Raw genomic sequence first — 23252 nt, 5'->3', positions numbered from 1 at the left:
GTTCCTCACCGGGACTCCCGAACTGTGTCGAAGTAGTTCACACCCTCGTCGGTGAAGTCCTCGACAGCGGACTGCACTTGCTTCGCCGACAGGGTTTCGTTCGCGTTGTAGTAAAGCCAGTCCACCTTCATGTCCCAGGCGCGCTCGCCCTTGAACGGCAGATCGATGAACCAGTGGTTGAAGTTCACGGACATGTCCGCCCGCGGGGCGTACTTGCCGTTGCTGAGGAAGAGCTTCTTGCCGTCGAGCCAGTAGGCGACGACGCCGTCCTTCACCCGGATCAGCACGGTGTGCCAGGTGTCGAGGCTCTTGTTCGTGGTCTCGTAGACCCGGTCGTTCGTCTTGTGGTCGTACCAGGTCACGGTGTCGAGCTTGGGGCCGGGCCGGCCCCAGCCGCCGTTCGGCATGTACTCGTTGTCCAGCTCGCTGTACTTCGAGCCCTTGCCGCCGATGGTGTAGAAGGTCTGGTTGACGTGGTCGCCGGCATCCCCGGTGGCCGGCTTGTCGCTGAAGTGGATGCGGGCCGCGTAGGTGCCGTCGCGGAACTTGCTGGCGGCCGTGCCGAGGCTCGCCTGCTTCGTCCCGGCCTTGGTGCCGTCCGTGCTCGCCCGCAGGTTCAGCACCTGGCCGTCGGCGTGGGAGCCCTCGGCGGTGGGGAAGCTGACGCCGCTCGCGGACCAGGTGTTCTCGACGCCCGGGCCACCCTTGCTGGTGCGGACCAGCCAGCCGTGCTTGAACAGGGCCGGGTCCTTGGGACCCTGGTAGGTGAAGTCGTCGAACAGCACCCCGGCGGGCGGGGCGGGCAGCGGCTCGGGCGCGGACTTCGCCGCCGTCTTCTTCTCGTCGCTCGCCTTGGTGCCGTCCGGCTCCTCGCCCCACGCGAGGACGCCCCGCTTGTAGGCGGTGACGTTCTCCGCCTCCTTGTAGCTGGTCATCTCCGCGTCGAAGGAGCGGTCGTCGGACTGCTTCAGCTTCTCGTGGTCGGTGCGGAAGAGCTGGAGGTCGATGCCCTTGCTGTTGGCACCGGGCTTCAGGTCACCCGCGGCGGCCGTGAACCGGACCTCCAGGTAGTGGTCCGCGGTGTCCGTGGGCTTGTCCATCGCGACGATCCGGCCGGCGACGTTGGAGCAGCCGAACACGGCGTTGACACAGTTGAAGGCGTACGACGCGGAGCCGTCGGCGGTGAACCAGTACCGGAGCGTCACATCGCTCAACGGCAGTGGCTTGTCGGTGTCGTTGAAGACCTCCAGCGACGGCTTGGCCGCCGTCGCCGTCGCCGGGGTGTCGGTCCGGTAGCGGACCTTCAGCTCGGGCGGGTCCGGGTTCGCGGCCTTCCACACGGGGTAGAGCGCCGTGCCGCCGGCGGCCACGACCGCCACGAGGAGCAGGAGCCTGATCTTGGGCCAGACCCGGCGTCGGGGTGTTCGGCGACGAGGGGACGCCACGCAGGACTCCTTCGAGGACACCCGGCGGTCTGGGGTGGAGACCGTCAGAGTCAGGTAAACAATGGTCGGATTGTGTGAGGATCCTATCCGTGGCGGCATACGGAAAGGGGGGCGGGTGCACGGATTGTTACCGTACGCCCCACCCCCCTCAGGGGTAACGCGTTACGCCGGGACGCTCGCGACGCCCTGCGCCAGGAACCTCTTGCCGTTCACGCGCTCGGAGACACCCTCGCGGTCCAGGTACGGCGTGATGCCGCCCAGGTGGAAGGGCCAGCCGGCGCCCGTGATGAGGCACAGGTCGATGTCCTGGGCCTCGGCGACGACGCCCTCGTCGAGCATGATGCCGATCTCCTGCGCCACCGCGTCGAGCACCCGCTCGCGCACCTGCTCCTCCGTCAGGACGCTGTCGCCCTGCTTCAGCAGCGCGGCGACCTCGGGGTCGAGCTCGGGCTTGCCGCTGTCGTAGACGTAGAAGCCGCGCTTGCCCGCCTCGACGACCGCCTTGAGGTTCGGGGAGACCGTGAAGCGCTCCGGGAACGCCCGGTTGAGCGTCTCGGAGACGTGCAGGCCGATCGCCGGACCGACGAGCTCCAGCAGGACCAGCGGCGACATCGGCAGACCGAGCGGCTCGACGGCCTTCTCGGCGACCTCGACGGGGGTGCCCTCGTCGATGACGTTCTGGATCTCGCCCATGAAGCGGGTCAGGATGCGGTTCACGACGAACGCCGGGGCGTCCTTGGTGAGGACCGCGGTCTTCTTCAGCTTCTTGGCGACGGCGAAGGCCGTGGCCAGGGAGGCGTCGTCGGTCTTCTCGCCGCGCACGATCTCCAGCAGCGGCAGGACCGCGACCGGGTTGAAGAAGTGGAAGCCGACGACCCGCTCGGGGTTCTTCAGCTTCGACGCCATCTCCGAGACGGAGAGGGAGGAGGTGTTCGTCGCGAAGATGGCGTGCGCCGGGGCGACCGCCTCGACCTCCGCGAACACCTGCTGCTTGACGCCGATCTCCTCGAAGACCGCTTCGATGATGAAGTCGGCGTCCGAGAAGCCCTCGGCCTTGTCCAGCACACCGGACACCAGCGCCTTGAGGCGGTTGGCCTTGTCCTGGCTGATCCGGCCCTTGCCGAGCAGCTTGTCGATCTCGGCGTGGACGTAGCCCACACCCTTGTCGACGCGCTCCTGGTCGATGTCGGTCAGCACGACCGGCACCTCCAGGCGGCGCAGGAACAGCAGCGCGAGCTGGGAGGCCATCAGACCGGCGCCGACGACACCGACCTTGGTGACCGGACGGGCCAGGTTCTTGTCCGGGGCACCGGCCGGGCGCTTGCCGCGCTTCTGCACCAGGTTGAAGGCGTAGATACCGGAGCGCAGTTCGCCGCCCATGATGAGGTCGGCGAGGGCCTTGTCCTCGGCGTCGTAGCCCTGCTGGAGGTCGCCGTTCTTGGCGGCGGCGATGATGTCCAGGGCGCGGTAGGCGGCCGGGGCGGCGCCGTGCACCTTGGAGTCGGCGATGAAGCGGCCCTTGGCGACGGCCTGGTCCCAGGCCTCGCCGCGGTCGATCACCGGGCGCTCGATCTCCAGCTCGCCCTTGAGGACGGCGGCGGTCCAGATCAGCGACTGCTCCAGGAAGTCCGCGCCCTCGAAGATCGCGTCGGCGATCCCGAGCTCGTAGACCTGCTTGCCCTTGAGCTGCTTGTTCTGGTTGAGGCTGTTCTCGATGATCACCGAGACGGCCTTCTCGGGGCCGATCAGGTTCGGCAGCAGCGCGCAGCCGCCCCAGCCCGGGACCAGACCCAGGAACACCTCGGGCAGCGAGAACGCCGGGAGGGCCGCGGAGACGGTGCGGTAGGTGCAGTGCAGACCGACCTCGACACCGCCGCCCATCGCGGCGCCGTTGTAGTACGCGAAGGTCGGCACGGCCAGCTTCGACAGCCGCTTGAAGACCTCGTGGCCGCCCTTGCCGATGGCGAGCGCGTGCTCGTACTCCTTGAGGATCTCCACGCCCTTGAGGTCGGCGCCGACCGCGAAGATGAACGGCTTGCCGGTGAGGCCGACACCGACGATCTCGCCGTCCGCGGCCTCCTTCTCGACCTGGTCGATCGCGGCGTTCAGGTTCGCCAGCGAGGCCGGGCCGAAGGTGGTCGGCTTGGTGTGGTCGTGGCCGTTGTCCAGGGTGATCAGGGCGAAGCGCCCGGCACCCAGGGGGAGGTCGAAGTGGCGTACGTGCGCACTCGTGACGACCTCGTCCGGGAACAGCTCGGAAGCCTGCTTCAGAAGCTCGGCGGTGGTGCTCACTTGTCCCCCTCGAAGTGCGGGTTCTCCCAGATGACCGTCGCGCCCATGCCGAAGCCGACGCACATGGTGGTCAGGCCGTAGCGGACGTGCGGCTGCTCCTCGAACTGGCGGGCCAGCTGCGTCATCAGACGGACGCCGGAGGAGGCGAGCGGGTGGCCGAAGGCGATGGCGCCCCCGTACTGGTTGACGCGCTCGTCGTCGTCGGCGATGCCGTAGTGGTCGAGGAAGGCCAGGACCTGGACGGCGAAGGCCTCGTTGATCTCGAACAGGCCGATGTCGGAGATCGACAGGCCGGCCTGGGCCAGCGCCTTCTCCGTCGCCGGGATCGGGCCGTAGCCCATGACCTCCGGCTCGACGCCCGCGAAGGAGTAGGAGACCAGGCGCATCTTCACGGGGAGGTCGTTCTCCCGCGCGAACTCCTCGGAGGCGATGAGCGAGGCGGTGGCGCCGTCGTTCAGACCGGCCGCGTTACCGGCGGTGACCCGGCCGTGCACGCGGAACGGGGTCTTGAGGCCCTGGAGGTTCTCCAGGGTGGTGCCCGGGCGCATCGGCTCGTCGGCGGTGACCAGGCCCCAGCCCGTCTCACCGGCCTCGGGGGAGGTGCGGCGGACCGAGATCGGCACCAGGTCGGCCTGGATCTTGCCGTTGGCGTACGCCTTGGCGGCCTTCTCCTGGGAGCGCACGGCGTACTCGTCGGCGCGCAGCTTGGTGATCTGGGGGTAGCGGTCGTGCAGGTTCTCCGCGGTCATGCCCATGAACAGGGCCGACTCGTCGACCAGCTTCTCGGAGACGAACCGCGGGTTCGGGTCCACGCCCTCGCCCATGGGGTGACGGCCCATGTGCTCGACACCGCCCGCGACGGCGACGTCGTAGGCGCCGAAGGCGACGGAACCGGCGACCGAGGTGACGGCGGTCAGGGCGCCGGCGCACATGCGGTCGATGGAGTAGCCCGGCACGGACTGCGGGAGACCCGCGAGGATCCCGGCGGTGCGGCCGATGGTCAGGCCCTGGTCACCGATCTGCGTGGTCGCGGCGATGGCGACCTCGTCGATCTTCTTCGGGTCGAGTCCGGGGTTGCGGCGCAGCAGCTCCCGGATCGCCTTCACGACGAGGTCGTCGGCACGGGTCTCGTGGTAGATGCCCTTCGGGCCCGCCTTGCCGAACGGGGTGCGGACGCCGTCGACGAAGACGACGTCCCTGACGGTACGAGGCACGATGGCTCTCCTCCAGGGTCAGGATCTGCATTGCTGCTGCGATGCGCTGAGCGCGCGCTCAGGCCCATGCTACTTATGGGTAACGTAGCTGCACACCCCTGACAGGCGGAGCGGCGAAGGTCACACCTCCGGGTGGTGCGACGCCCCGCTCTTCAGGGGCGCGGGACCATATCGATATGCGGCTCCCGCGAGGGCGCGACCAGCCACAACGCACCCGCACTCCGTTCGGCGCTCACCGAGGCGGCGCAGTGGACCCCCGGGGCGTCAGCACAGGGGTCGGCACCGGGTGCGACCCACCCTCACCCCCGGTGATCACCGAGAACAGAGTCCTCGCCACGTCCGCTCCAAAACCGTGCACGTCATGACTCATCGCCGACAGCGTCGGATGCGTCAGCCGGCACAGCTGCGAGTCGTCCCAGGCCAGCAGCGACACGTCCTCCGGCACCCGCAGCCCCATCTCCGCCGCCACCGACAGCCCCGCCACCGCCATGATGTCGTTGTCGTACACGATCGCGGTCGGCCGGTCGGCCGGCGCCGCGGTCAGCAGCGACCGTGTCGCACGCGCCCCCGCCTCTCCCGAGAAGTCCGTCGCGACCTGCCACGCCCCGGCCAGCGCCAGCGCCCCCGCCGCCTCGTCGAACGCCGCCGTCCGGATCGACGTGTGCCCGAGGTCCGCCGCCCCGCCCACCCGCGCGATCCGCCGGTGCCCCAGCGCGGCCAGGTACCGCACCGCCTCCGTCACAGCCGTGGCGTCGTCCGTCCACACCGACGTGAGCCCGCCGGTCAGCGAGGGATGCCCGACGGCGACCACCGGCATCCCGAGCCGCTCCGTCATGGCCACCCGCGGATCGTCCGCCCGGAAGTCGACGAGGATCGACCCGCCGGTCTGCCGCCCCCGCCACCACGCCTCCTGGACGGCCACCTCCTCGTCCATGTTCCGCACGAGCCGCAGCAGCAGTGAGCTGGAATGCTCGGTCAGCACGCTCTGCACGCCCGAGACGAACTCCATGTACCAGGGCTCCAGCCCCAGCGCCCGCGCCGGCCGGCACACGGCCAGCCCGACCACGTCCACGCGCGATCCGGCCAGCGTCCGCGCCGTGAGGCTCGGCGACCAGCCCAGCTCCCGCGCCGCGAGGAAGATCCGGTCCCGGGTGGCCTCCGACAGCCCCGGCTTGTGGTTGAACGCGAGGGACACCGCCCCCTTGGACACACCGGCGCGCGCGGCGACGTCCTTGATGGTGACGCGAGGGGTCGGCGTTGCCGTCATCGGGTGGGCTCCACGCAGTACAGGGCCGAACGGGCGGTCTTCGCGTCCGGAGTCTTCCAGCCGCGCACCCCGATGGTCACCTCTTCGCCCGGCAGCAGCGTGACCAGCCCCCGGTCGGCCCGCGCCCCGGGATCGAGCCGGTCGGCCTGGAGCAGCAGGTCCCGGACCAGGGTGCGGGCGGTCACCGTGATGCCACCCGGTGCGAGCCTGACGTCGAACTCCGGCACCGGGTAGGGCACTTCACGGTCGGGCACCGGGAAGTGCAGCGCCCGCAGCCCGTCCACGTCCGCGACCAGGAACTCCCCGGGCCCGGCGGGCATCAGCTCCCGCGGCACGTCGACACGGGCCACGGCCCGCCTCCCGGCCGCCAGTTCCGCATCCCGGTGGTCCAGCACCTCGCCCTCGACGGACAACCGCCGCAGGGTCAGCGTCCCCCGCCACTCCTCCGGCCCCTGGTTGACGGCCGCCAGCACCAGCCCCCCGTCCCGCACCTGGAAGGTCGGCAACCGGTCCGCGTACAGCCGCTTCAGCTCGTGGTAGAGCGGCTTCTCGCGGCCGTCCCCGTCGATCGCCGCCCAGGAGGTCACCGGCCAGCAGTCGTTGAGCTGCCAGAGGACCGTGCCCGCGCACACCGGCCAGTGGGAGCGCCAGTGCTCGATCCCGGCCGCGACCGCCCGCGCCTGGTTGAGCTGCATCAGGTAGTGCCAGCGGTCGAAGTCCCCGTCCGGCACGGCGAAATGCCGCCGGAGCCCGCGCTCCAGCTTGCCGTTGCCGTCGTCGGCCTTCTGGTGGTGCAGCATGCCGGGGGAGTCCGGCGCGAGCTCCTCCCCGGGCAGCGCCCGGCGCAGCGTGGTGTACGCGGGCGGCGCCTGCCAGCCGAACTCGGCGACGAACCGCGGCACGCTCAGCCGATAGTCCGCGTAGTCCTCCCGGTTCCACACCTCCCACGAGTGGTGGGTGCCGTGCGCCGGGTCGTTCGGGTGGTGCCGCCAGGAACCGGACCAGGGGCTCCCCGCGGTGTACGGCCGGGTCGGGTCCGACTCGGCCACCACACGCGGCAGCACGCCCAGGTAGTAGCCCTCGCCCCAGGAGTTTCCGGCCAGCCCGTGCTCCCACTCCCAGTCCCGGAAGCCCCACAGGTTCTCGTTGTTGCCGTTCCACAGCACGAGCGACGGATGCGGCATCAGCCGTACGACGTTCTCCCGCGCCTCGGCCTCCACCTCGCCGCGCAGCGGCTGCTCCTCCGGGTAGGCCGCGCAGGCGAACGGGAAGTCCTGCCAGACCAGCAGGCCGAGTTCGTCGCAGGCGTCGTAGAAGTCCTCGCCCTCGTAGATCCCGCCGCCCCAGATCCGTACGAGGTCCACGCCCGCGCCGGCCGCCTGCTCCAGCCGCTGCCGGTAGCGCTCTCGGGTGATCCGGGACGGGAAGACGTCGTCGGGGATCCAGTTGACGCCCCGGGCGAAGAGCCGCTCGCCGTTGACGACGAGGGTGAAGCCGGTGCCGTGCGCGTCGGGCCGCCGGTCCAGCTCCACGGTCCGGAAACCGATCCGCCGCCGCCACACGTCCAGCGTCTCCTCGCCCTGCAGAAGCTTCAACTCCACGTCGTAGAGCGGCTGTTCTCCGTACCCACGGGGCCACCACAGCCGCGGGTCCGGCACCCGCAGCCGTACCACCCCACCGGCCCCCTCGATCTCGGCCCGCGCCCGCACCCCCGCGACGGCCGCCTCCACGGCGAGGGGTGCCTCGACCCGGGTCCGCTCCACGTCGACGGCCAGTTCGACGACGCCCGTGCCCTCGTCGAGGGTGACCATCGGACGCACCCGCGCGATCCGGGCCGTCGACCAGTGCTCCAGGCGCACCGGCCGCCAGATCCCGGCCGTCACCAGGGTCGGCCCCCAGTCCCAGCCGAAGGAGCAGGCCATCTTGCGCAGGTACTGGTAGGGCTCGGCGTAGGCGGCGGGCCGTTCGCCCACCCGGCCCCGCACGGCCTCGGCCTCGGCGTAGGCGGAGACGAACCGCACGGACAGCCGCCCGGACAGGCCCGTCACGTCGAACCGGTACGAGCGGTGCATGTTGCGCACCTTCCCCAGCAGCCGTCCGTCCAGGGAGATCTCGGCGACGGTGTCGAGCCCGTCGAAGACCAGGTCGGTCTGCTCCTGCCCCCACGAGCCGCCGATCTCCCGCTCGTACGTCCAGTCCCGGCGCCCCACCCAGGCCACCCCGGTCTCGTTCCGGCCGAGGAACGGGTCCGGGATCACCCCGGCGGCCATCAGGTCGGTGTGCACGCACCCCGGCACGGTGGCCGGCAGCGTGTCCGAGCCGTGCCGCAGGGTCCATCCCTCGCCGAGCGGTGTGGCCTCCAGCATGCGCACTCCCTTAACCGGTTCAGTGAAGAGTCGTGTGTCGGTTTCGCATCCTTGGCGGGATTGGGACTTTACCGGTTGAGTGCACGCTGTCAGAGTTCCGAACCAGCCATACCGCACGTGCTCGTCCGTCCCGAGTTCCCCTCCGCGAACGGAGCTGATGCACATGAACCGCCGTACCCTCCTCGCCCTGGCCGCGGGCTCCGCCCTGCTGGCATCCGGCTGCACCGGCACCGGAGGCTCCTCGAAGGGCGCCGACGCCGAGGCGCCCGACGATCCCGCCAAGGTCCGCGGGACCATCACCGTCCTCACCCACCGGACCGACCTCGTGCAGGACGGGACGATGAAGAAGTACGCCGCCGAGTTCAGCAAGACGTATCCCGGGGTGAAGGTCGAGTTCGACGGCATCACCGACTACGAGGGCGAAGTCAAGATCCGTATGAACACGGAGAACTACGGCGACGTCCTCATGATCCCGGCGGTGATCGAGAAGAAGGACTACCCCAGGTTCTTCGCCTCGCTGGGCAGTCAGGAGGAACGGAGCAAGAAGTACCGTTTCACCGACTACACGACCGTCGGGGGCAAGGTCTACGGCCAGAGCCCCCTCGGCGCGCTGCCGGGGTTCATCTACAACAAGAAGGTCTGGCGGGAGGCCGGGGTCACCGACTGGCCCACCACACCGGCCGAGTTCCTCGCCGGCCTCAAGGCGATCAAGTCGAAGACCGACGCGATCCCCTACTACACCAACTTCAAGGACAAGTGGCCGCTCAGCCAGTGGACGGGGGTCAACGGCTCGGTCGGCTGCGACGAGCAGGCCACCACCGGACTGGCCGAGGGCAACCCCTGGGCCGAGGGCGCCGACCTGCGGGTGGCGGACACGCTGCTGTACGACATCGTGCACGAGGGGCTCATCGAGAAGGACCCGACGACCACCAACTGGGAGGCGTCCAAGCCCAGACTGGCCAAGGGCGAGATCGCCACCATGTGGCTCGGCTCCTGGGCGGTCATCCAGATGCGGGGCGCGGCCGAGCAGGCCGGCACCGACCCGGACGACATCGGGTTCATGCCCTTCCCCGCCCAGAAGGACGGCACGTTCTGCGCGGTGACCTCGCCCGACTACAACCAGGCCGTCAACGTTCACTCCGAGCACAAGGAGGCCGCCCGCGCCTGGATCGACTGGTTCACCGACAAGTCCGGCTACGCGCAGGACAACCTGGCGCTGTCCCCGCTCAAGGACGCCCCGCTGCCCGGCATCCTGAAGCCGTACGAGGAGGCGGGCGTCAAGCTCCTCGATCTCGACGACAGCAAGGGCGCCGAGGTGAAGACCATCGACAACCAGTCCGAGGTCGGCATCAACAAGCCCGACTACCGCCAGGAGCTCGTCGACATGGCCCGCGGCGCAAGGAAGGGCGACCCGGACGACTACCTGGACGGCCTCGGTGAGAAGTGGACCGAGACCCAGAAGTCGCTGGGGTACTGATGACGGGCACGACCGAGACGGCGGCCGTGAAGGCCGCCGCGAGCACGGACGCCGCCCCCGCCCCGGCCCGCGCCCCGCGTCCGGCACGCCTGTGGCGCGGGGCCACCCCCTGGCTCTTCCTGCTCGCCCCGCTCACCCTCCTGATCGTCTTCACCTACGCGCCGATCGCCAACATGGTCGCGTACAGCTTCACCGACTGGGACGGCGTGAGCCCCGAGCTGCGCTGGACGGGAGCCGGGAACTACGCCGAACTCTTCACCCGCCCCGAGCTGTTCGAGGTCTTCTGGGTCAGCGGCTACTACCTGGCGGCCTCCGTCGTCCAGATCGTGGCCGCGCTCTACTTCGCCACCGTCCTCAGCTTCAATGTCCGCTTCCGGAACTTCTTCAAGGGCGTGCTGTTCTTCCCGTACCTGATCAACGGAGTCGCGATCGGCTTCGTCTTCCTCTACTTCTTCCAGGACGGCGGCACCCTCGACTCGGTGCTGAGCCTGGTCGGCGTGGAGACGGACCGCGCCTGGCTCGGCACCCCGGAGTCGGCGAACACCTCCCTGGCCGCCGTCTCCGTCTGGCGCTACCTCGGCCTGAATTTCGTCCTCTTCCTCGGCGCGATCCAGTCGATCCCCGGGGAGCTGTACGAGGCGGCCGAACTCGACGGCGCGAACCGCTGGGACCAGTTCCGCCACATCATCGCGCCGGGCATCAAGCCGGTGCTGAGCCTGACGGTGATCCTCTCGGTCTCCGGTTCGCTCTCGGTCTTCGAGATCCCGTACATCATGACCGGCGGCGCGACCGGCACCGAGACGTTCGTCATCCAGACCGTGAAGCTGGCGTTCCAGTTCAACAAGACGGGGCTCGCCTCGGCGGCCGCGGTCGTGCTGCTGCTGATCGTCCTGGCGGTGACCTGGGTGCAGCGGCGCCTCGCCCCCGACGACAAGGTGGACCTCGTATGACGCGCCGCGCGGTGACCCGCGTCCTCGTGTACCTGTCGCTGATCGCCGCGACCGCGGTGGTCCTGCTCCCGCTGGCCGCGGTGTTCCTGACGTCCCTGAAGTCGGAGCGGGAGATGGCGGACGGCAGCGGCGCGCTCGCGCTGCCGGGCGATCCGTTCAACTTCGGCAACTACGTGACGACGTTCCAGGACGGCCGGATGCTCTCGGCCTTCGGCAACACGGCCGTCATCCTGGTCGTCGCCATCGGCGGCACGGTCCTCATCGGCTCGATGACGGCCTACGCCATCGATCGCTTCCGGTTCCGCTTCCGCGCGTGGGTGCTGGCCCTGTTCCTGATCGCCGCGCTGGTCCCCGGCGTCACCACCCAGGTGGCCACCTTCCAGATCGTCAACAGCTTCGGCCTGTTCGACAGCCTCTGGGCGCCGATCGCCCTCTACATGGGCACGGACATCGTCTCGATCTACATCTTCCTGCAGTTCGTGCGGTCCATCCCCACCTCCCTGGACGAGGCGGCCCGCCTGGACGGGGCCAACGCCTTCACGATCTACCGCAAGATCATCTTCCCGCTGCTGAAGCCGGCGACCGCGACGGTGGTGATCGTCAAGGGCATCACGACCTACAACGACTTCTACATCCCGTTCCTCTACATGCCCTCGGAAGATCTTGGCGTGATCTCGACGTCCCTCTTCCGCTTCAAGGGCCCCTTCGGCGCGCATTGGGAGACCATCTCGGCAGGAGCGATCCTGGTCATCGTCCCTACCCTGGTCGTCTTCCTGTTCCTCCAGCGGTTTATCTACAACGGCTTCACCCGGGGAGCGACCAAGTGACGACGCCCCAGGGGCGCGGGGAACTGCGCGACAAGCCGAAGATCACCCGCAGCCGCCGTACGACGAGAAGCTCCACGGCGGCTAGGCCTCCTTCGAGGACAGCGCCTCCACCAACACCGGCGTCACCTGCTCGACCTGCCACGGCCGCGCCCCGTGCCCGGCCAGCGCCGCCGCGACGGACTCCGCGTCCACCACCGCAGGCGGCTCCCAGCACACCCGCCGCACCGTGTCCGGTGTGATCAGGTTCTCCTGCGGCATGCTGACCCGGTCGGCCAGCGCCGACACCGCGGCGCGGGCGGCGGACAGCCGTGCGGCGGCCTCGGGGTCCTTGTCGGCCCAGGCGCGCGGCGGCGGAGGCCCGGTCACCGGCTGGCCCGGCTGCGGCAGCTGCGCCTCGCTCAGCGCCTTCGCCCGGTCCACCGCCGCCTGCCACTGCTCCAGCTGCCGCTTGCCCACGCGGTGCCCAAAACCGTTCAGCGCGGCCAGTGCGTGCACGTTGGCCGGAAGCGCCAGCGCCGCCTCCACGATGGCCGCGTCCCCGAGCACCTTGCCCGGCGACACGTCACGCCGCTGGGCGATCCGGTCCCGGGTCTGCCACAGCTCCCGTACGACGGCCAGCTGCCTCCGGCGGCGCACCTTGTGCATGCCGGACGTACGCCGCCACGGGTCCTTGCGGGGCTCCGGCGGGGGAGCCGAGGCGATCGCGTCGAACTCCTGGCGGGCCCACTCCAGCTTGCCCTGCCGGTCCAGCTCCTTCTCCAGCGCGTCACGCAGGTCGACGAGCAGCTCGACGTCCAGTGCCGCGTAGCGCAGCCAGGGCTCGGGCAGGGGCCGGGTCGACCAGTCGACGGCGGAGTGCCCCTTCTCCAGGACGAAGCCCAGCACGCTCTCCACCATCGCGCCGAGGCCCACCCGGGGGAACCCGGCGAGCCGCCCGGCCAGCTCCGTGTCGAACAGCCGGGTCGGCACCATGCCTATCTCGCGCAGGCAGGGCAGGTCCTGGGTGGCGGCGTGCAGCACCCACTCGACGCCGGACAGGGCGTCACCGAGGGCGGACAGGTCGGGGCAGGCCACCGGGTCGATCAGGGCGGTTCCGGAGCCCGCGCGGCGCAGCTGTACGAGATAGGCGCGCTGCCCGTAGCGGTAGCCGGACGCCCGCTCGGCGTCGACGGCGACGGGCCCGGATCCCGCCTCGAAGGCGGCGATCACCCGGGCCAGGGCGGCCTCGTCCGCGATGACGGGCGGAATGCCCTCACGCGGCTCCAGCAAGGGGATCGGCGCCTCCGTAGCAGAAGATCCGCCGTCGTCCGGAGGGGCGCCTCCGGTGGTTCGCAGTGAGCTGTCTGCTGCGGTGTCGTGGGCGTCGGTCACCTGTCAAGGGTATCCATGTATGGACAGCGCCCGTCGACGGAACGTTCCGTCGACGGGCGCCCGAGGGTCGCAAACCAGTCATGTCGGGGAAGCGGCGGGTTCGCGAACCGTGCGTGACGTGAACGGGGCCGACGGCCGGCCCCGTTCACGTGCCAGAAGGGTCACGGAGAGTCACGGCGGAGCGGGTCAGTGGATGATCCCGGTCCGCAGCGCCACCGCGACCATGCCGGCCCGGTCGCCCGTGCCGAGCTTGCGGGCGATGCGGGCGAGGTGGCTCTTGACGGTCAGGGCGGACAGGCCCATCGAGACGCCGATCGCCTTGTTCGACTGGCCCTCCGCGACCAGCCTCAGCACCTCGACCTCGCGGCCGGACAGTTCGCGGTAGCCGCCCGGGTGGCTCGGGGCGCCCGGGGGGCGGCGGTGCAGTCGCGCGGCGGCGGCGCCGATGGGGGCGGCGCCCGGCCGGGTGGGGAGCCCGACGTTGGTACGGGTGCCGGTGACGACGTACCCCTTCACTCCGCCGGCGAGTGCGTTGCGCACGGCGCCGATGTCGTCGGCGGCGGAGAGGGCGAGCCCGTTGGGCCAGCCCGCGGCGCGCGTCTCCGACAGCAGGGTGAGGCCGGAACCGTCCGGCAGGTGGACGTCGGCGACACAGATGTCGCGGGGGTTGCCGATGCGGGGACGAGCCTCCGCGATGGACGAGGCCTCGATGACGTCGCGCACACCGAGCGCCCACAGGTGGCGGGTGACGGTGGAGCGGACGCGCGGGTCGGCCACGACCACCATGGCGGTCGGCTTGTTCGGGCGGTAGGCGACCAGGCTTGCGGGCTGCTCGAGGAGAACGGACACCAGGCCTCCTGGGGTGCGGGACGGGGCCGGCTCGGGGGGATGAAGCCGGGACGAACCGTGCTTTCAAGGTCACAGTCGTCTTCGGCACCGAACCCGTCCGCCTTTAGAAAATGATCACGATTCAGTGATAACAATCCGTGCAATTCGGACACGCGGTCGATCATTCGAAGGTGGAACGGTTTCGGTCTGCGTCGGTACGCGGTCGAAAGTGGCCGTATCGACAAAGTGATTCGGCCAAGAGGGGTACGCAGGTGTGATCGTCGGCAGGACATGGTTGACCGCCCCGCACAAGATCGATCAGTGCGGGGCGGTCAGGGGTGGATCAGAGGTCGGTCCGGGGTCGTTTCAGCGGGACTGCGGGCCTCGCCGCTGGGGCAGTGTCACCACGGACGCGTCGCCCGGACCGGCCGGGGGCAGCCCCGCGATCTGGGCGAGCAGATCGCACCAGGACGCCAGGTGCGCCGCCGTGTCCGGGGACCCGCCCAGGCCCTCACGCGGCGTCCACGACGCCCGGATCTCGATCTGCGAGGCGGCCGGGCGCGCGGACAGCCCGCCGAAGTAGTGGGAGCTCGCGCGTGTGACGGTGCCGCTCGGCTCCCCGTACGTCAGCCCGCGGGCCTGCAGCGCACCGGTCAGCCAGGACCAGCACACCTCCGGCAGCAGCGGATCCGCCGCCATCTCCGGCTCCAGCTCCGCGCGCACCAGCGTCACCAGCCGGAACGTGCCCCGCCACGCGTCGTGCCCGGCCGGGTCGTGCAGCAGTACCAGCCGGCCGTCGGCCAGGTCCTGGTCGCCGTCGACGACCGCCGCCTCCAGCGCGTAGGAGTAGGGGGCGAGCCGCTTCGGCGCGGGCGTCGGCTCGACCTCGATCTGGGGCCGCAGCCGCGCCGCCCTGAGCGCGTCGACGGCGGCCCGGAAGGGCGGCGGGGCGGAGTCCGCCTCCCGCCGGCCCTTCTCGGTGTCCTTCGCTTCGTCCATACCGCCAGCGCCGTCCGACAGTCGTCCCTGAGCCGCAGCCATGCGGGAAGGTTACGGGGACCGGAGCCCGGGTGCCGGGCTAGACACCCCCGCGCCTGTCCAGGGGCTGAATAGTGCTGTCCGGCGGCGTGCGAAACTTGGCCCCGTGAGTGCCAACGACGCCCCTCGGGCCCAGCAGCCGTCCGCCCCGTACGACTCCGCCTTCCTCAAGGCCTGTCGGCGCGAGCCCGTGCCGCACACGCCGGTGTGGTTCATGCGGCAGGCCGGGCGCTCACTGCCGGAGTACCGCAAGGTGCGCGAGGGCGTTCCGATGCTGGAGTCCTGCATGCGGCCCGAACTGGTCACCGAGATCACGCTCCAGCCGGTGCGCCGGCACGGCGTGGACGCGGCGATCTACTTCAGCGACATCGTCGTCCCGCTCAAGGCCATCGGCATCGACCTCGACATCAAGCCCGGCGTCGGCCCGGTCGTCGAGCACCCGATCCGCACCCGCGCCGACCTCGCGCAGCTGCGCGACCTGACCCCCGAGGACGTCTCCTACGTCACCGAGGCCATCGGTCTGCTCACCCGCGAGCTCGGCTCCACGCCCCTCATCGGCTTCGCCGGCGCCCCCTTCACCCTCGCCAGCTACCTCGTCGAGGGCGGCCCGTCCCGCACGTACGAGAACGCCAAGGCGATGATGTACGGCGACCCGGAGCTGTGGGCCGACCTGCTCGACCGCCTGGCGGACATCACCGCCGCCTTCCTGAAGGTGCAGATCGAGGCGGGCGCCTCGGCGGTGCAGCTGTTCGACTCCTGGGCCGGTGCGCTGGCCCCCGTCGACTACCGGCGTTCGGTGCTGCCCGCCTCGGCGAAGGTCTTCGAGGCCGTGGCGGGCTACGGCGTCCCGCGCATCCACTTCGGGGTCGGCACCGGCGAGCTGCTGGGCCTGATGGGCGAGGCCGGCGCGGATGTCGTCGGCGTCGACTGGCGCGTCCCGATGGACGAGGCCGCCCGCCGGATCGGCCCCGGCAAGGCACTCCAGGGCAACCTCGACCCGACCGTGCTGTTCGCCCCGACCGAGGCCGTCGAGGCCAAGACCCTGGAGGTCCTGGACTCGGCGAAGGACCTGGAGGGCCACATCTTCAACCTCGGTCACGGCGTCATGCCCTCCACCGACCCGGACGCGCTGACGCGGCTCGTGGAGCACGTGCACACCCGGACGGCGCGCTGACGCGCGGCCCGATCGGCCGGTTCGGTGAACGCGGCCGTACGGGCGTGCGTATGTGTCGGCAACCGCCCGCGGCGCGGGGAAGGCGGGTCGCGGGGCCGACGTGAGGAACAGGCGATGAACGACCGAGTTACTCCCGCGATGCACGCACTGCCCGACGGTGAGGCGGAGCTGACGCTGGTGGTGCGGCTGCCCTGGGAGGACGTGGCCCGTCTCGGCCAGGACGCGGGGCGGCTGGCCACCCAGTTGCGGCGGCCCGTGACGCTGGAGGAGGCGGTGAGCCATCGGTTGCGGTCGACCCGCGTGGCCTCGCACGCGAAGCCGGCCGGGGAGCAGCCGCCGGCGGTGACGGCGGCGCCCGCGTCGGTGTCCTCGTTGCCGTCCCGGCCGCCGGCGGAGCAGGCGCGGCAGGCGATCGACCGGATCAACGGTACGGCCGGGACGGCGTAAGGGCTTCGCCGAGGGGGTGCGGGGTCGTCGCCGGGTGCGCGACGTCTGTGGCTTGTCGCGCAGCTCCCCGCGCCCCCCGGAGCACCTGCCCCGCTACGAGGTGCCGCGCACCTTCGCCGCCGCCTTGCGGGCCGCCACCAGGACCGGGTCCCAGACCGGGGAGAACGGCGGGGCGTAGCCGAGGTCCAGGGTCGTCATCTGTTCCGCCGTCATGCCCGCCGTGAGGGCGACCGCCGCGATGTCGACCCGCTTGCCGGCGCCCTCCCGGCCGACGATCTGGACGCCGAGCAGGCGGCCCGTGCGGTGCTCGGCGAGCATCTTGACCGTCATGGGGGAGGCGTTCGGGTAGTAGCCCGCGCGGCTGGTCGACTCGATGGTGACCGACTCGAAGCGCAGGCCCACCCGGTGGGCGTCCTTCTCGCGCAGGCCCGTGCGGGCGATCTCCAGGTCGCAGACCTTGCTGACCGCCGTGCCGACCACGCCCGGGAAGGTGGCGTAACCGCCGCCGATGTTGGTGCCGATGACCTGGCCGTGCTTGTTGGCGTGGGTGCCCAGCGGGATGTGCCGGTCCTGGCCGGATACCAGGTCGAGGACCTCGACGCAGTCGCCGCCGGCCCAGATGTCCTCGTGGCCGCGCACCCGCATCGAGCGGTCCGTGAGGAGACCGCCGTGCGGGCCGAGGGGGAGTCCGGCGGCCTTCGCGAGGGCCGTCTCGGGGCGGACGCCGATGCCGAGGACGACGACGTCCGCCGGGAACTCGCGGTCCTCGGTGACCACCGCCCGCACCCGTCCGTCGCCCCCGGTGAGGATCTTCGTGACCTCGGCGTCGTTGACCATCGTGATGCCCAGGCCCTCCATGGCCTCGTGCACCAGGCGGCCCATGTCGGGGTCGAGGGTCGACATGGGTTCGCTGCCGCGGTTGACGACCGTCACCTCGTAGCCGCGGTTGATGAGGGCCTCGGCCATCTCCACGCCGATGTAGCCGGCCCCGACGACGACCGCGCGGCGGCCCCGCGTGCGTTCCAGCGTGTCGAGGAGCGCCTGGCCGTCGTCCAGGGTCTGCACGCCGTGCACCCCGGGCGCGTCGGCCCCAGGCATGTCGGGCCGGATCGGCTGGGCGCCGGTCGCGATCACGAGCCGGTCGTACGGCGTCCAGGACTCCTCGCCGGTGTCGGCGTCACGTGCGCGTACCCGCTGCCCGTCGAGGTCCAGTTCCGTCACCTCGGTGCGCAGCCGCAGGTCGATGTCCCGGGCGCGGTGCTCCTCGGGGGTGCGGGCGATGAGCCGGTCCCGGTCGGTGACGTCGCCGCCGACCCAGTAGGGGATGCCGCAGGCCGAGTACGACGTGAAGTGGCCCCGTTCGAACGCCACGATCTCCAGCTCGCCGGGGCCCTTCAGGCGGCGCGCCTGCGACGCCGCGGACATGCCCGCGGCGTCGCCGCCGATGACGACCAGTCGCTCCCGTGCACGGCTCATGTTCATGCGAACACGCTACGGGAGCCCGGCATTTCAGTCCTGTCCGCCTCGGCCCTGCCCGTCCGGGGTCCGCGGCCGGGTGGACTCCGGCGCCGGCCGGGCCATCGGCAGCGGGCCGAGGGCGGTCGTCGCGGGCGCGGGCTCGGGACGCCGCGGCAGCCGGGGGCGTACGACCCGCACCCACAGCAGGACGAGCAGCGCGGCCACCGCCGCGAACGGCAGTACCGCGCCGAAGGCCACCGCGAGCCAGCGCAGCATCGTCACGAACGCGTTCCAGCCGCCCGCGAGCGCGTCGACGAAGCCCGGGTCGTCCTCCTTGGCCTCCTTCTTCACCGGGGTCTCGGACAGCGCCAGGGTGATGGTGGCCAGGCTGGTGCGGTCCTTCAGGGACTTCTGCCGGGCGAGCAGCGCCTCCAGGTCGGCCTGGCGGGTGCTCAGCTCGCTCTCCAGGGTCACCACGTCACTGAGCTTGCCGGCCTGGTCCATCAGCTCGCGGATCCGGGCCACGCTGGCGCGCTGCGTCTTGATCCGGCTCTCCACGTCCACGACCTGGTCGGTGACGTCCTCCGCCTTCGCGCTGCGGTCGAGCAGTTTGCCGGTGCCCTCCAGTTCGGCGAGGACCTCGTCGTACTTCTCGACGGGCACCCGCAGCACGACCCGGGTGCGCTCATGGCCCTCGGCGTCCCGGGTGGTGGTCTCGTTGCCGACGTAGCCCCCCGCGTTCTCGGTGCCGGTGCGGGCCTGCTCCAGGGCCTTCGGGACGTCCTTGACCTGAACGGTCAGGGAAGCGGTGCGGATGATGTGGCTCGCGGTGACCTTCGGCGGCGCCGTGGCCCTGGCGCCGCTCCCGGCGCCCCCGGGGGCGGCCTCCCCCGAGACGGCCTTGTCGTCCGCCCGGGACGTGGCCGCCCCGCGGTCGGCGGCGGAACTGCTGCCGCCGCTGTCGTCCCCGGCGCTGCACCCGGTGACCGCGAGGGCGGCGGCCAGCAGGAGTGCGGCCAGGGCCGGGGCGGGGCGTCGTGCGGATCGTCGTGTGCGCATGCGGGCATCCCCCGAGGGTCGATTCTGCTGACGCTTCTTCGACGCCCGGACCGGGCCGGACGTTTGGCCCGGGACGGTTCCGATGCGGTCACGGTCGGGACTCGTGAAGGACACCGGGGCGCGGCGGCGCTGTCGGTGAGGTCTGAGAGGCTGGGGCCATGCGCGAAGTTCAAGGGCAGGTCGTCGTCATCGGGGCGGGCATCGCGGGGCTGGCCGCCGCGCACCGGCTGCTGGAGCGCGGGGCGCGGGTGACCGTGCTGGAGGCCTCCGGCCGGGTCGGCGGCAAGCTGCTGCCCGGGGAGGTCGCGGGTGCGCGCGTGGATCTCGGCGCCGAGTCGATGCTGGCCCGCCGCCCCGAGGCGGTGGCGCTGGCGCGCGAGGTGGGCCTCGCCGACCGCCTCCAGCCCCCGGCCACGGCGACCGCCTCGCTGTGGACCCGCGGTGCCCTGCGCCCCTTCCCCAAGGGGCATGTGATGGGCGTGCCCGGCACCGCGTCCGCCCTGGCCGGCGTGGTCTCCGAGGAGGGCCTCGCCCGCATCGAGCGGGACGCCGAGCTGCCCCGCACCGAGGTCGGCGACGACGTGGCGGTGGGGGAGTTCGTGGCGGAGCGCCTCGGCCGCGAGGTCGTCGACCGCCTGCTGGAGCCCATGCTGGGCGGGGTGTACGCGGGCGACGCGTACCGCATCTCCATGCGTTCGGCCGTTCCGCAGCTCTTCCAGGTGGCCAGGACCCACACCTCCCTGACGGAAGGGGTCCGCGAGCTCCAGGCCAAGGCCGCCGCGGCCCGGCAGACCGGCCCGGTCTTCATGGGCATCCGGGGCGGCATCGGCACCCTGCCGCTCGCGGTGGCCGACTCGGTCCGGGCGCGCGGGGGCGAGATCCTGACCGGGACGCCGGTGACGGACCTGCGCCGCACCCCCGAGGGCGGCTGGGAGGTCCGTTCCGGGGAGCGGGAGTGGCTCGCGGACGCCGTGATCCTCGCCGCTCCGGCCCCCGCCGCCGCCCGGCTGCTGCGCGCCGAGAACCCGGGGGCCGCCGCCGAGCTCGACGGCGTCGAGTACGCCTCCATGGCCCTGATCACCCTCGCCTACCGCCGCTCCGGGACGGCCCTGCCCGACGGCAGCGGCTTCCTCGTGCCGCCGGTCGACGGGCGCACCATCAAGGCGTCCACCTTCGCCTCGCAGAAATGGGGCTGGATCGCCGACGAGAACCCGGACCTCGTCGTCCTGCGCACCTCCGTCGGACGGTACGGCGAGACGGAGATCCTCCAGCGTGACGACGCCGAGCTGGTCGACGTCTCCCGGCAGGACCTGAAGGCGGCGACCGGCCTGGACGCCGCACCCGTCGCGGCCCGCGTCACCCGCTGGGACGACGGCCTGCCCCAGTACCCCGTCGGACACCACGCGCGCGTGGCCCGCGTCCGCGAGCACATCGCCCGGCTCCCCGGCCTCGCGGTCTGCGGCGCCCCCTACGACGGCGTCGGCATCCCGGCCTGCATCGCGAGCGCCTACGCGGCCGTGGACCAGATCCGGGGCGACCTGCGCGGTGTGCAGGAGCTCACCGCCCACCCGGTGCAGAGTCTGCACGGCGGAGCAGGAGAATAAGGCCATGAGCAACGACGCCCCCACCCCCGAGTCCGGCAGGATCCCGAACAAGGGCAAGCTGGCCAAGGACCTCAACGAGGTCATCCGCTACACGCTCTGGTCCGTCTTCAAGCTGAAGGACGTCCTCCCCGAGGACCGCGCCGGGTACGCCGACGAGGTCCGGGAGCTGTTCGACCAGCTCGCCGCCAAGGACGTGACGATCCGCGGCACGTACGACGTGTCGGGCCTGCGCGCCGACGCCGACCTCATGATCTGGTGGCACGCGGAGACCAGTGACGCGCTGCAGGAGGCGTACAACCTCTTCCGCCGGACGAAGCTGGGCCGCGCCCTGGAGCCCGTCTGGTCGAACATGGCGCTGCACCGCCCCGCCGAGTTCAACCGCGCGCACATCCCGGCGTTCCTCGCCGACGAGACGCCCCGCGACTACGTGAGCGTCTACCCCTTCGTGCGCTCCTACGACTGGTACCTGCTGCCGGACGAGGACCGCCGCCGCATGCTCGCCGACCACGGCAAGATGGCCCGCGGCTACCCGGACGTGCGCGCCAACACCGTCGCCTCGTTCTCCCTCGGCGACTACGAGTGGATCCTCGCCTTCGAGGCCGACGAGCTGTACCGCATCGTCGACCTCATGCGTCACCTGCGCGCCTCGGAGGCCCGCCGGCACGTCCGCGAGGAGGTGCCGTTCTACACGGGCCGCCGCAAGGACATCGCCGAACTGGTCGCCTCTCTGGCCTGATCAGCGGATCCGTTCGACGGCCCCGGCCCGGTCCGGGGCCGTCGGCTTCGGCTCGGCGTGCGGGGCGCACTGCGCGCGCCGCCCCGGCAGCCGGCCCTCCAGCAGATACGCCTCCATGTGGCCGTTGACGCAGGCGTTCGGTCCGCCCGCCAGCCCGTGGGCGCCGGCGTCCCGCTCCGTCACCAGGATCGAGCCGGCCAGACGGTCGCGCAGTTCGAGGGCGCCGTCGTACGGCGTGGCGGCGTCCCGCTCGGCGGCCAGGATCAGGGTCGGCGGCAGCTCGCCCGGCCCGGTGCCGACGTCGAGCGGCCGCTGCCGGGGCGCCCTCCAGTAGGCGCACGGCAGGTTCGTCCACACGTTGTCCCAGGTCTCGAAGGGCGCCACCCGCGCGAGCCGGGTGTTGTCCCGGTCCCACACCCGCCAGTCCGTGGGCCAGGGAGCGTCGTTGCACTCGACCGCCAGGTAGACCGCGCGTGAGTTCTCCGCCTCGGCCGCCGCCCCCGGGTGCTGTTCCGCCTGCTCGATCAGGGGCTTCGGGTCGCCCTTGAGGTACGCCGACAGCGCGTGCGCGCGGTGCGGCCACTGGTCGTCGTAGTACCCGGCCTGCAGGAACGCCCCCTGCAACTGCCCCGGCCCGACCTTCCCGCCCGCCGGCTCGGCGGACAGCCTCGCGCTCGCCCGCTCGTAGCTGCGCAGCACCTCCCGCGCGGTCCCGCCCAGCCCGTAGACGTCGTCGTGCCGGGCGATCCACGCCCGGAAGTCCGCCCAGCGGCCCTCGAACGCGGCCGACCGGCCGAGGTTGTTGCGGTACCAGATCCGCGCCGGGTCGGGGTGGACCACCGAGTCGAACACCATCCGCCGTACGTGCGCGGGGAACAGCGTCGCGTACAGGGCACCGAAGTAGGTGCCGTACGAGGAGCCCATGAAGGTCAGCCGCTCCTCGCCGAGCGCGGCGCGCAGCACGTCGAGGTCACGGGCGTTGTTCAGCGAGTGGTAGTGGCGCAGCGCGTCGCCGGCCTGCTCGGCGCAGCCGCGCGCGTACGCCTTCGCCCGGGCGATGCGTTCCCGCTTGTACGGCTCCGAGGGGTGGGACGGCGCCTGCGAGGGCCCGGTGAAGAACTGCTTCGGGTCCTTGCACGACAGCGGCGCCGAACGGCCGACCCCGCGCGGGGCGTAGCCGACGAGGTCGTAGGCGGCCGCGATCCGCTTCCACTCGGGGAGCAGGCCGATGAGCGGGAAGTACAGGCCGGTGGCGCCGGGGCCGCCCGGGTTGTGGACGAGGGCGCCCTGCCGGGAAACCTTGCGCCTGCTGTTGTGAGGGTCCTTCCGCGTGGCCCGGGCCCTGCTGACGGAGAGTTCGATCTGCCGTCCGTCGGGGCGGGCGTAGTCCAGCGGGACGCGTACCGTGCCGCACTGCATGCTGCCGGGCAGGTCCTGCGCGTCGGGGCACGGGCCGAAGGCGACACCGGCCGCCTTCGCGCGTGCGGCGGCCACGGCGGTGCCGCGTCGCTCGGCCGCCCCCGTGCGGTCCTCGGTGTCCGGGGCCGCGGTGAGGATGCTCAGCAGCAAGGACCCGGCGGCCGAGTAGAGGAGGGCGGCTCTCATCGCGTATCCCTTCGGTGCACGGTGGCGACGAAAGGGATGTTTCGTTCGGCGCGGGGGGAAGGCAAGCACCGTCCGCCGGTGTCGGGCCCGATGG

18 protein-coding genes are annotated in these 23252 nt (G+C 71.5%); 7 read left to right on the top strand and 11 right to left on the bottom strand.

The features are described 5' to 3' along the window. Positions 1-5: 5 nt before the first annotated feature. From HNR57_RS04810 to HNR57_RS04790, 5 genes are all read right to left on the bottom strand, one after another. The gene (locus HNR57_RS04810) at positions 6-1445 is read right to left on the bottom strand and encodes a cellulose binding domain-containing protein (RefSeq protein WP_184556327.1); all 1440 of its coding nucleotides are present in this window, start codon (positions 1443-1445) and stop codon (positions 6-8) included. A 162-nt stretch (positions 1446-1607) separates the two neighbouring features. Next, positions 1608-3737, bottom strand: a complete 2130-nt coding sequence (locus HNR57_RS04805; RefSeq protein ID WP_184556324.1) for a 3-hydroxyacyl-CoA dehydrogenase NAD-binding domain-containing protein — start codon at positions 3735-3737, stop codon at positions 1608-1610. After that, a complete protein-coding gene (locus tag HNR57_RS04800; RefSeq protein WP_184556321.1) occupies positions 3734-4951 on the bottom strand; it encodes a thiolase family protein in 1218 nt (405 codons plus the stop codon). The genes HNR57_RS04805 and HNR57_RS04800 overlap by 4 nt, the downstream gene beginning before the upstream one ends. Positions 4952-5183: 232 nt before the next feature. After that, the gene (locus tag HNR57_RS04795) at positions 5184-6218 is read right to left on the bottom strand and encodes a LacI family DNA-binding transcriptional regulator (protein ID WP_184556319.1); all 1035 of its coding nucleotides are present in this window, start codon (positions 6216-6218) and stop codon (positions 5184-5186) included. Further along, positions 6215-8584, bottom strand: a complete 2370-nt coding sequence (locus HNR57_RS04790; RefSeq protein WP_184556316.1) for a glycoside hydrolase family 2 protein — start codon at positions 8582-8584, stop codon at positions 6215-6217. Before HNR57_RS04790 ends, HNR57_RS04795 begins: the two co-directional genes overlap by 4 nt. 163 nt (positions 8585-8747) lie before the next feature. On the opposite strand from HNR57_RS04790, the gene HNR57_RS04785 reads away from it, so the two are divergent. The 3 genes from HNR57_RS04785 to HNR57_RS04775 are packed head-to-tail and all read left to right on the top strand — an operon-like array spanning position 8748 to position 11838. Further along, positions 8748-10061, top strand: coding sequence for an ABC transporter substrate-binding protein (locus HNR57_RS04785; protein ID WP_184556314.1), 1314 nt, complete (start codon positions 8748-8750; stop codon positions 10059-10061). Then, complete coding sequence (locus tag HNR57_RS04780; protein ID WP_184556311.1) at positions 10061-11011, top strand: carbohydrate ABC transporter permease; 951 nt, start codon at positions 10061-10063, stop codon at positions 11009-11011. Before HNR57_RS04785 ends, HNR57_RS04780 begins: the two co-directional genes overlap by 1 nt. Continuing rightward, positions 11008-11838 (top strand): carbohydrate ABC transporter permease, encoded by an 831-nt coding sequence (locus tag HNR57_RS04775; RefSeq protein ID WP_184556308.1) that lies wholly within the window; start codon positions 11008-11010, stop codon positions 11836-11838. The genes HNR57_RS04780 and HNR57_RS04775 overlap by 4 nt, the downstream gene beginning before the upstream one ends. Positions 11839-11919: 81 nt before the next feature. Here HNR57_RS04775 and HNR57_RS04770 read toward each other — a convergent pair whose 3' ends face one another. The 3 genes from HNR57_RS04770 to HNR57_RS04760 all read right to left on the bottom strand — a co-directional run bounded on the left by HNR57_RS04770 (position 11920) and on the right by HNR57_RS04760 (position 15078). Beyond that, positions 11920-13209 carry a ribonuclease D gene (locus tag HNR57_RS04770; protein WP_184556305.1) on the bottom strand — a complete coding sequence of 430 codons (1290 nt, stop codon included), beginning with the start codon at positions 13207-13209 and terminating at the stop codon, positions 11920-11922. A gap of 186 nt (positions 13210-13395) precedes the next feature. Further along, positions 13396-14058, bottom strand: coding sequence for a response regulator transcription factor (locus HNR57_RS04765; RefSeq protein ID WP_003993737.1), 663 nt, complete (start codon positions 14056-14058; stop codon positions 13396-13398). A 345-nt stretch (positions 14059-14403) separates the two neighbouring features. After that, on the bottom strand, positions 14404-15078 hold the full coding sequence (locus HNR57_RS04760) for a DUF3000 domain-containing protein (RefSeq protein ID WP_184556301.1): 675 nt from the start codon (positions 15076-15078) through the stop codon (positions 14404-14406). 103 nt (positions 15079-15181) lie between these two features. Here HNR57_RS04760 and hemE point away from each other — a divergent pair, with 103 nt between their 5' ends. After that, positions 15182-16249, top strand: a complete 1068-nt coding sequence (gene hemE, locus HNR57_RS04755) for a uroporphyrinogen decarboxylase (protein WP_184556298.1) — start codon at positions 15182-15184, stop codon at positions 16247-16249. A gap of 114 nt (positions 16250-16363) precedes the next feature. Continuing rightward, on the top strand, positions 16364-16696 hold the full coding sequence (locus HNR57_RS04750; protein WP_031109274.1) for a hypothetical protein: 333 nt from the start codon (positions 16364-16366) through the stop codon (positions 16694-16696). A 93-nt stretch (positions 16697-16789) separates the two neighbouring features. On the opposite strand, the gene HNR57_RS04745 is transcribed toward HNR57_RS04750, so the two are convergent. After that, positions 16790-18178 carry an FAD-dependent oxidoreductase gene (locus HNR57_RS04745; RefSeq protein WP_184556295.1) on the bottom strand — a complete coding sequence of 463 codons (1389 nt, stop codon included), beginning with the start codon at positions 18176-18178 and terminating at the stop codon, positions 16790-16792. Between the two features lie 27 nt (positions 18179-18205). Next, the gene (locus tag HNR57_RS04740) at positions 18206-19213 is read right to left on the bottom strand and encodes a DUF4349 domain-containing protein (RefSeq protein ID WP_184556292.1); all 1008 of its coding nucleotides are present in this window, start codon (positions 19211-19213) and stop codon (positions 18206-18208) included. A gap of 158 nt (positions 19214-19371) precedes the next feature. On the opposite strand from HNR57_RS04740, the gene hemG reads away from it, so the two are divergent. Then, complete coding sequence (gene hemG / locus HNR57_RS04735) at positions 19372-20817, top strand: protoporphyrinogen oxidase (protein WP_184556289.1); 1446 nt, start codon at positions 19372-19374, stop codon at positions 20815-20817. Between the two features lie 4 nt (positions 20818-20821). After that, positions 20822-21553 (top strand): hydrogen peroxide-dependent heme synthase, encoded by a 732-nt coding sequence (hemQ, locus tag HNR57_RS04730; protein WP_184556286.1) that lies wholly within the window; start codon positions 20822-20824, stop codon positions 21551-21553. Here the strand turns inward: hemQ and HNR57_RS04725 are convergent, their stop codons facing one another. Further along, a complete protein-coding gene (locus HNR57_RS04725; RefSeq protein ID WP_184556283.1) occupies positions 21554-23158 on the bottom strand; it encodes an alpha/beta hydrolase in 1605 nt (534 codons plus the stop codon). It lies immediately after the preceding gene. Positions 23159-23252: the final 94 nt, after the last annotated feature.

This window comes from Streptomyces paradoxus (assembly GCF_014202475.1).
Classification (GTDB): domain Bacteria; phylum Actinomycetota; class Actinomycetes; order Streptomycetales; family Streptomycetaceae; genus Streptomyces; species Streptomyces paradoxus.
The sequence above is the reverse complement of the archived record's forward strand: the minus strand, read 5'-3'. Positions and strand labels throughout refer to the sequence as shown.

Bases quoted from the DNA above. Each gene is read 5' to 3' on its own strand.
- HNR57_RS04795 (WP_184556319.1), bottom strand. From the start codon at position 6,218: ATGACGGCAACGCCGACCCCTCGCGTCACCATCAAGGACGTCGCCGCG.
- HNR57_RS04790 (WP_184556316.1), bottom strand. From the start codon at position 8,584: ATGCTGGAGGCCACACCGCTCGGCGAGGGATGGACCCTGCGGCACGGC.
- HNR57_RS04785 (WP_184556314.1), top strand. From the start codon at position 8,748: ATGAACCGCCGTACCCTCCTCGCCCTGGCCGCGGGCTCCGCCCTGCTG.
- HNR57_RS04780 (WP_184556311.1), top strand. From the start codon at position 10,061: ATGACGGGCACGACCGAGACGGCGGCCGTGAAGGCCGCCGCGAGCACG.
- HNR57_RS04775 (WP_184556308.1), top strand. From the start codon at position 11,008: ATGACGCGCCGCGCGGTGACCCGCGTCCTCGTGTACCTGTCGCTGATC.
- HNR57_RS04760 (WP_184556301.1), bottom strand. From the start codon at position 15,078: ATGGCTGCGGCTCAGGGACGACTGTCGGACGGCGCTGGCGGTATGGAC.
- HNR57_RS04750 (WP_031109274.1), top strand. From the start codon at position 16,364: ATGAACGACCGAGTTACTCCCGCGATGCACGCACTGCCCGACGGTGAG.
- HNR57_RS04745 (WP_184556295.1), bottom strand. From the start codon at position 18,178: ATGAACATGAGCCGTGCACGGGAGCGACTGGTCGTCATCGGCGGCGAC.
- HNR57_RS04740 (WP_184556292.1), bottom strand. From the start codon at position 19,213: ATGCGCACACGACGATCCGCACGACGCCCCGCCCCGGCCCTGGCCGCA.
- hemG (WP_184556289.1), top strand. From the start codon at position 19,372: ATGCGCGAAGTTCAAGGGCAGGTCGTCGTCATCGGGGCGGGCATCGCG.
- hemQ (WP_184556286.1), top strand. From the start codon at position 20,822: ATGAGCAACGACGCCCCCACCCCCGAGTCCGGCAGGATCCCGAACAAG.
- HNR57_RS04725 (WP_184556283.1), bottom strand. From the start codon at position 23,158: ATGAGAGCCGCCCTCCTCTACTCGGCCGCCGGGTCCTTGCTGCTGAGC.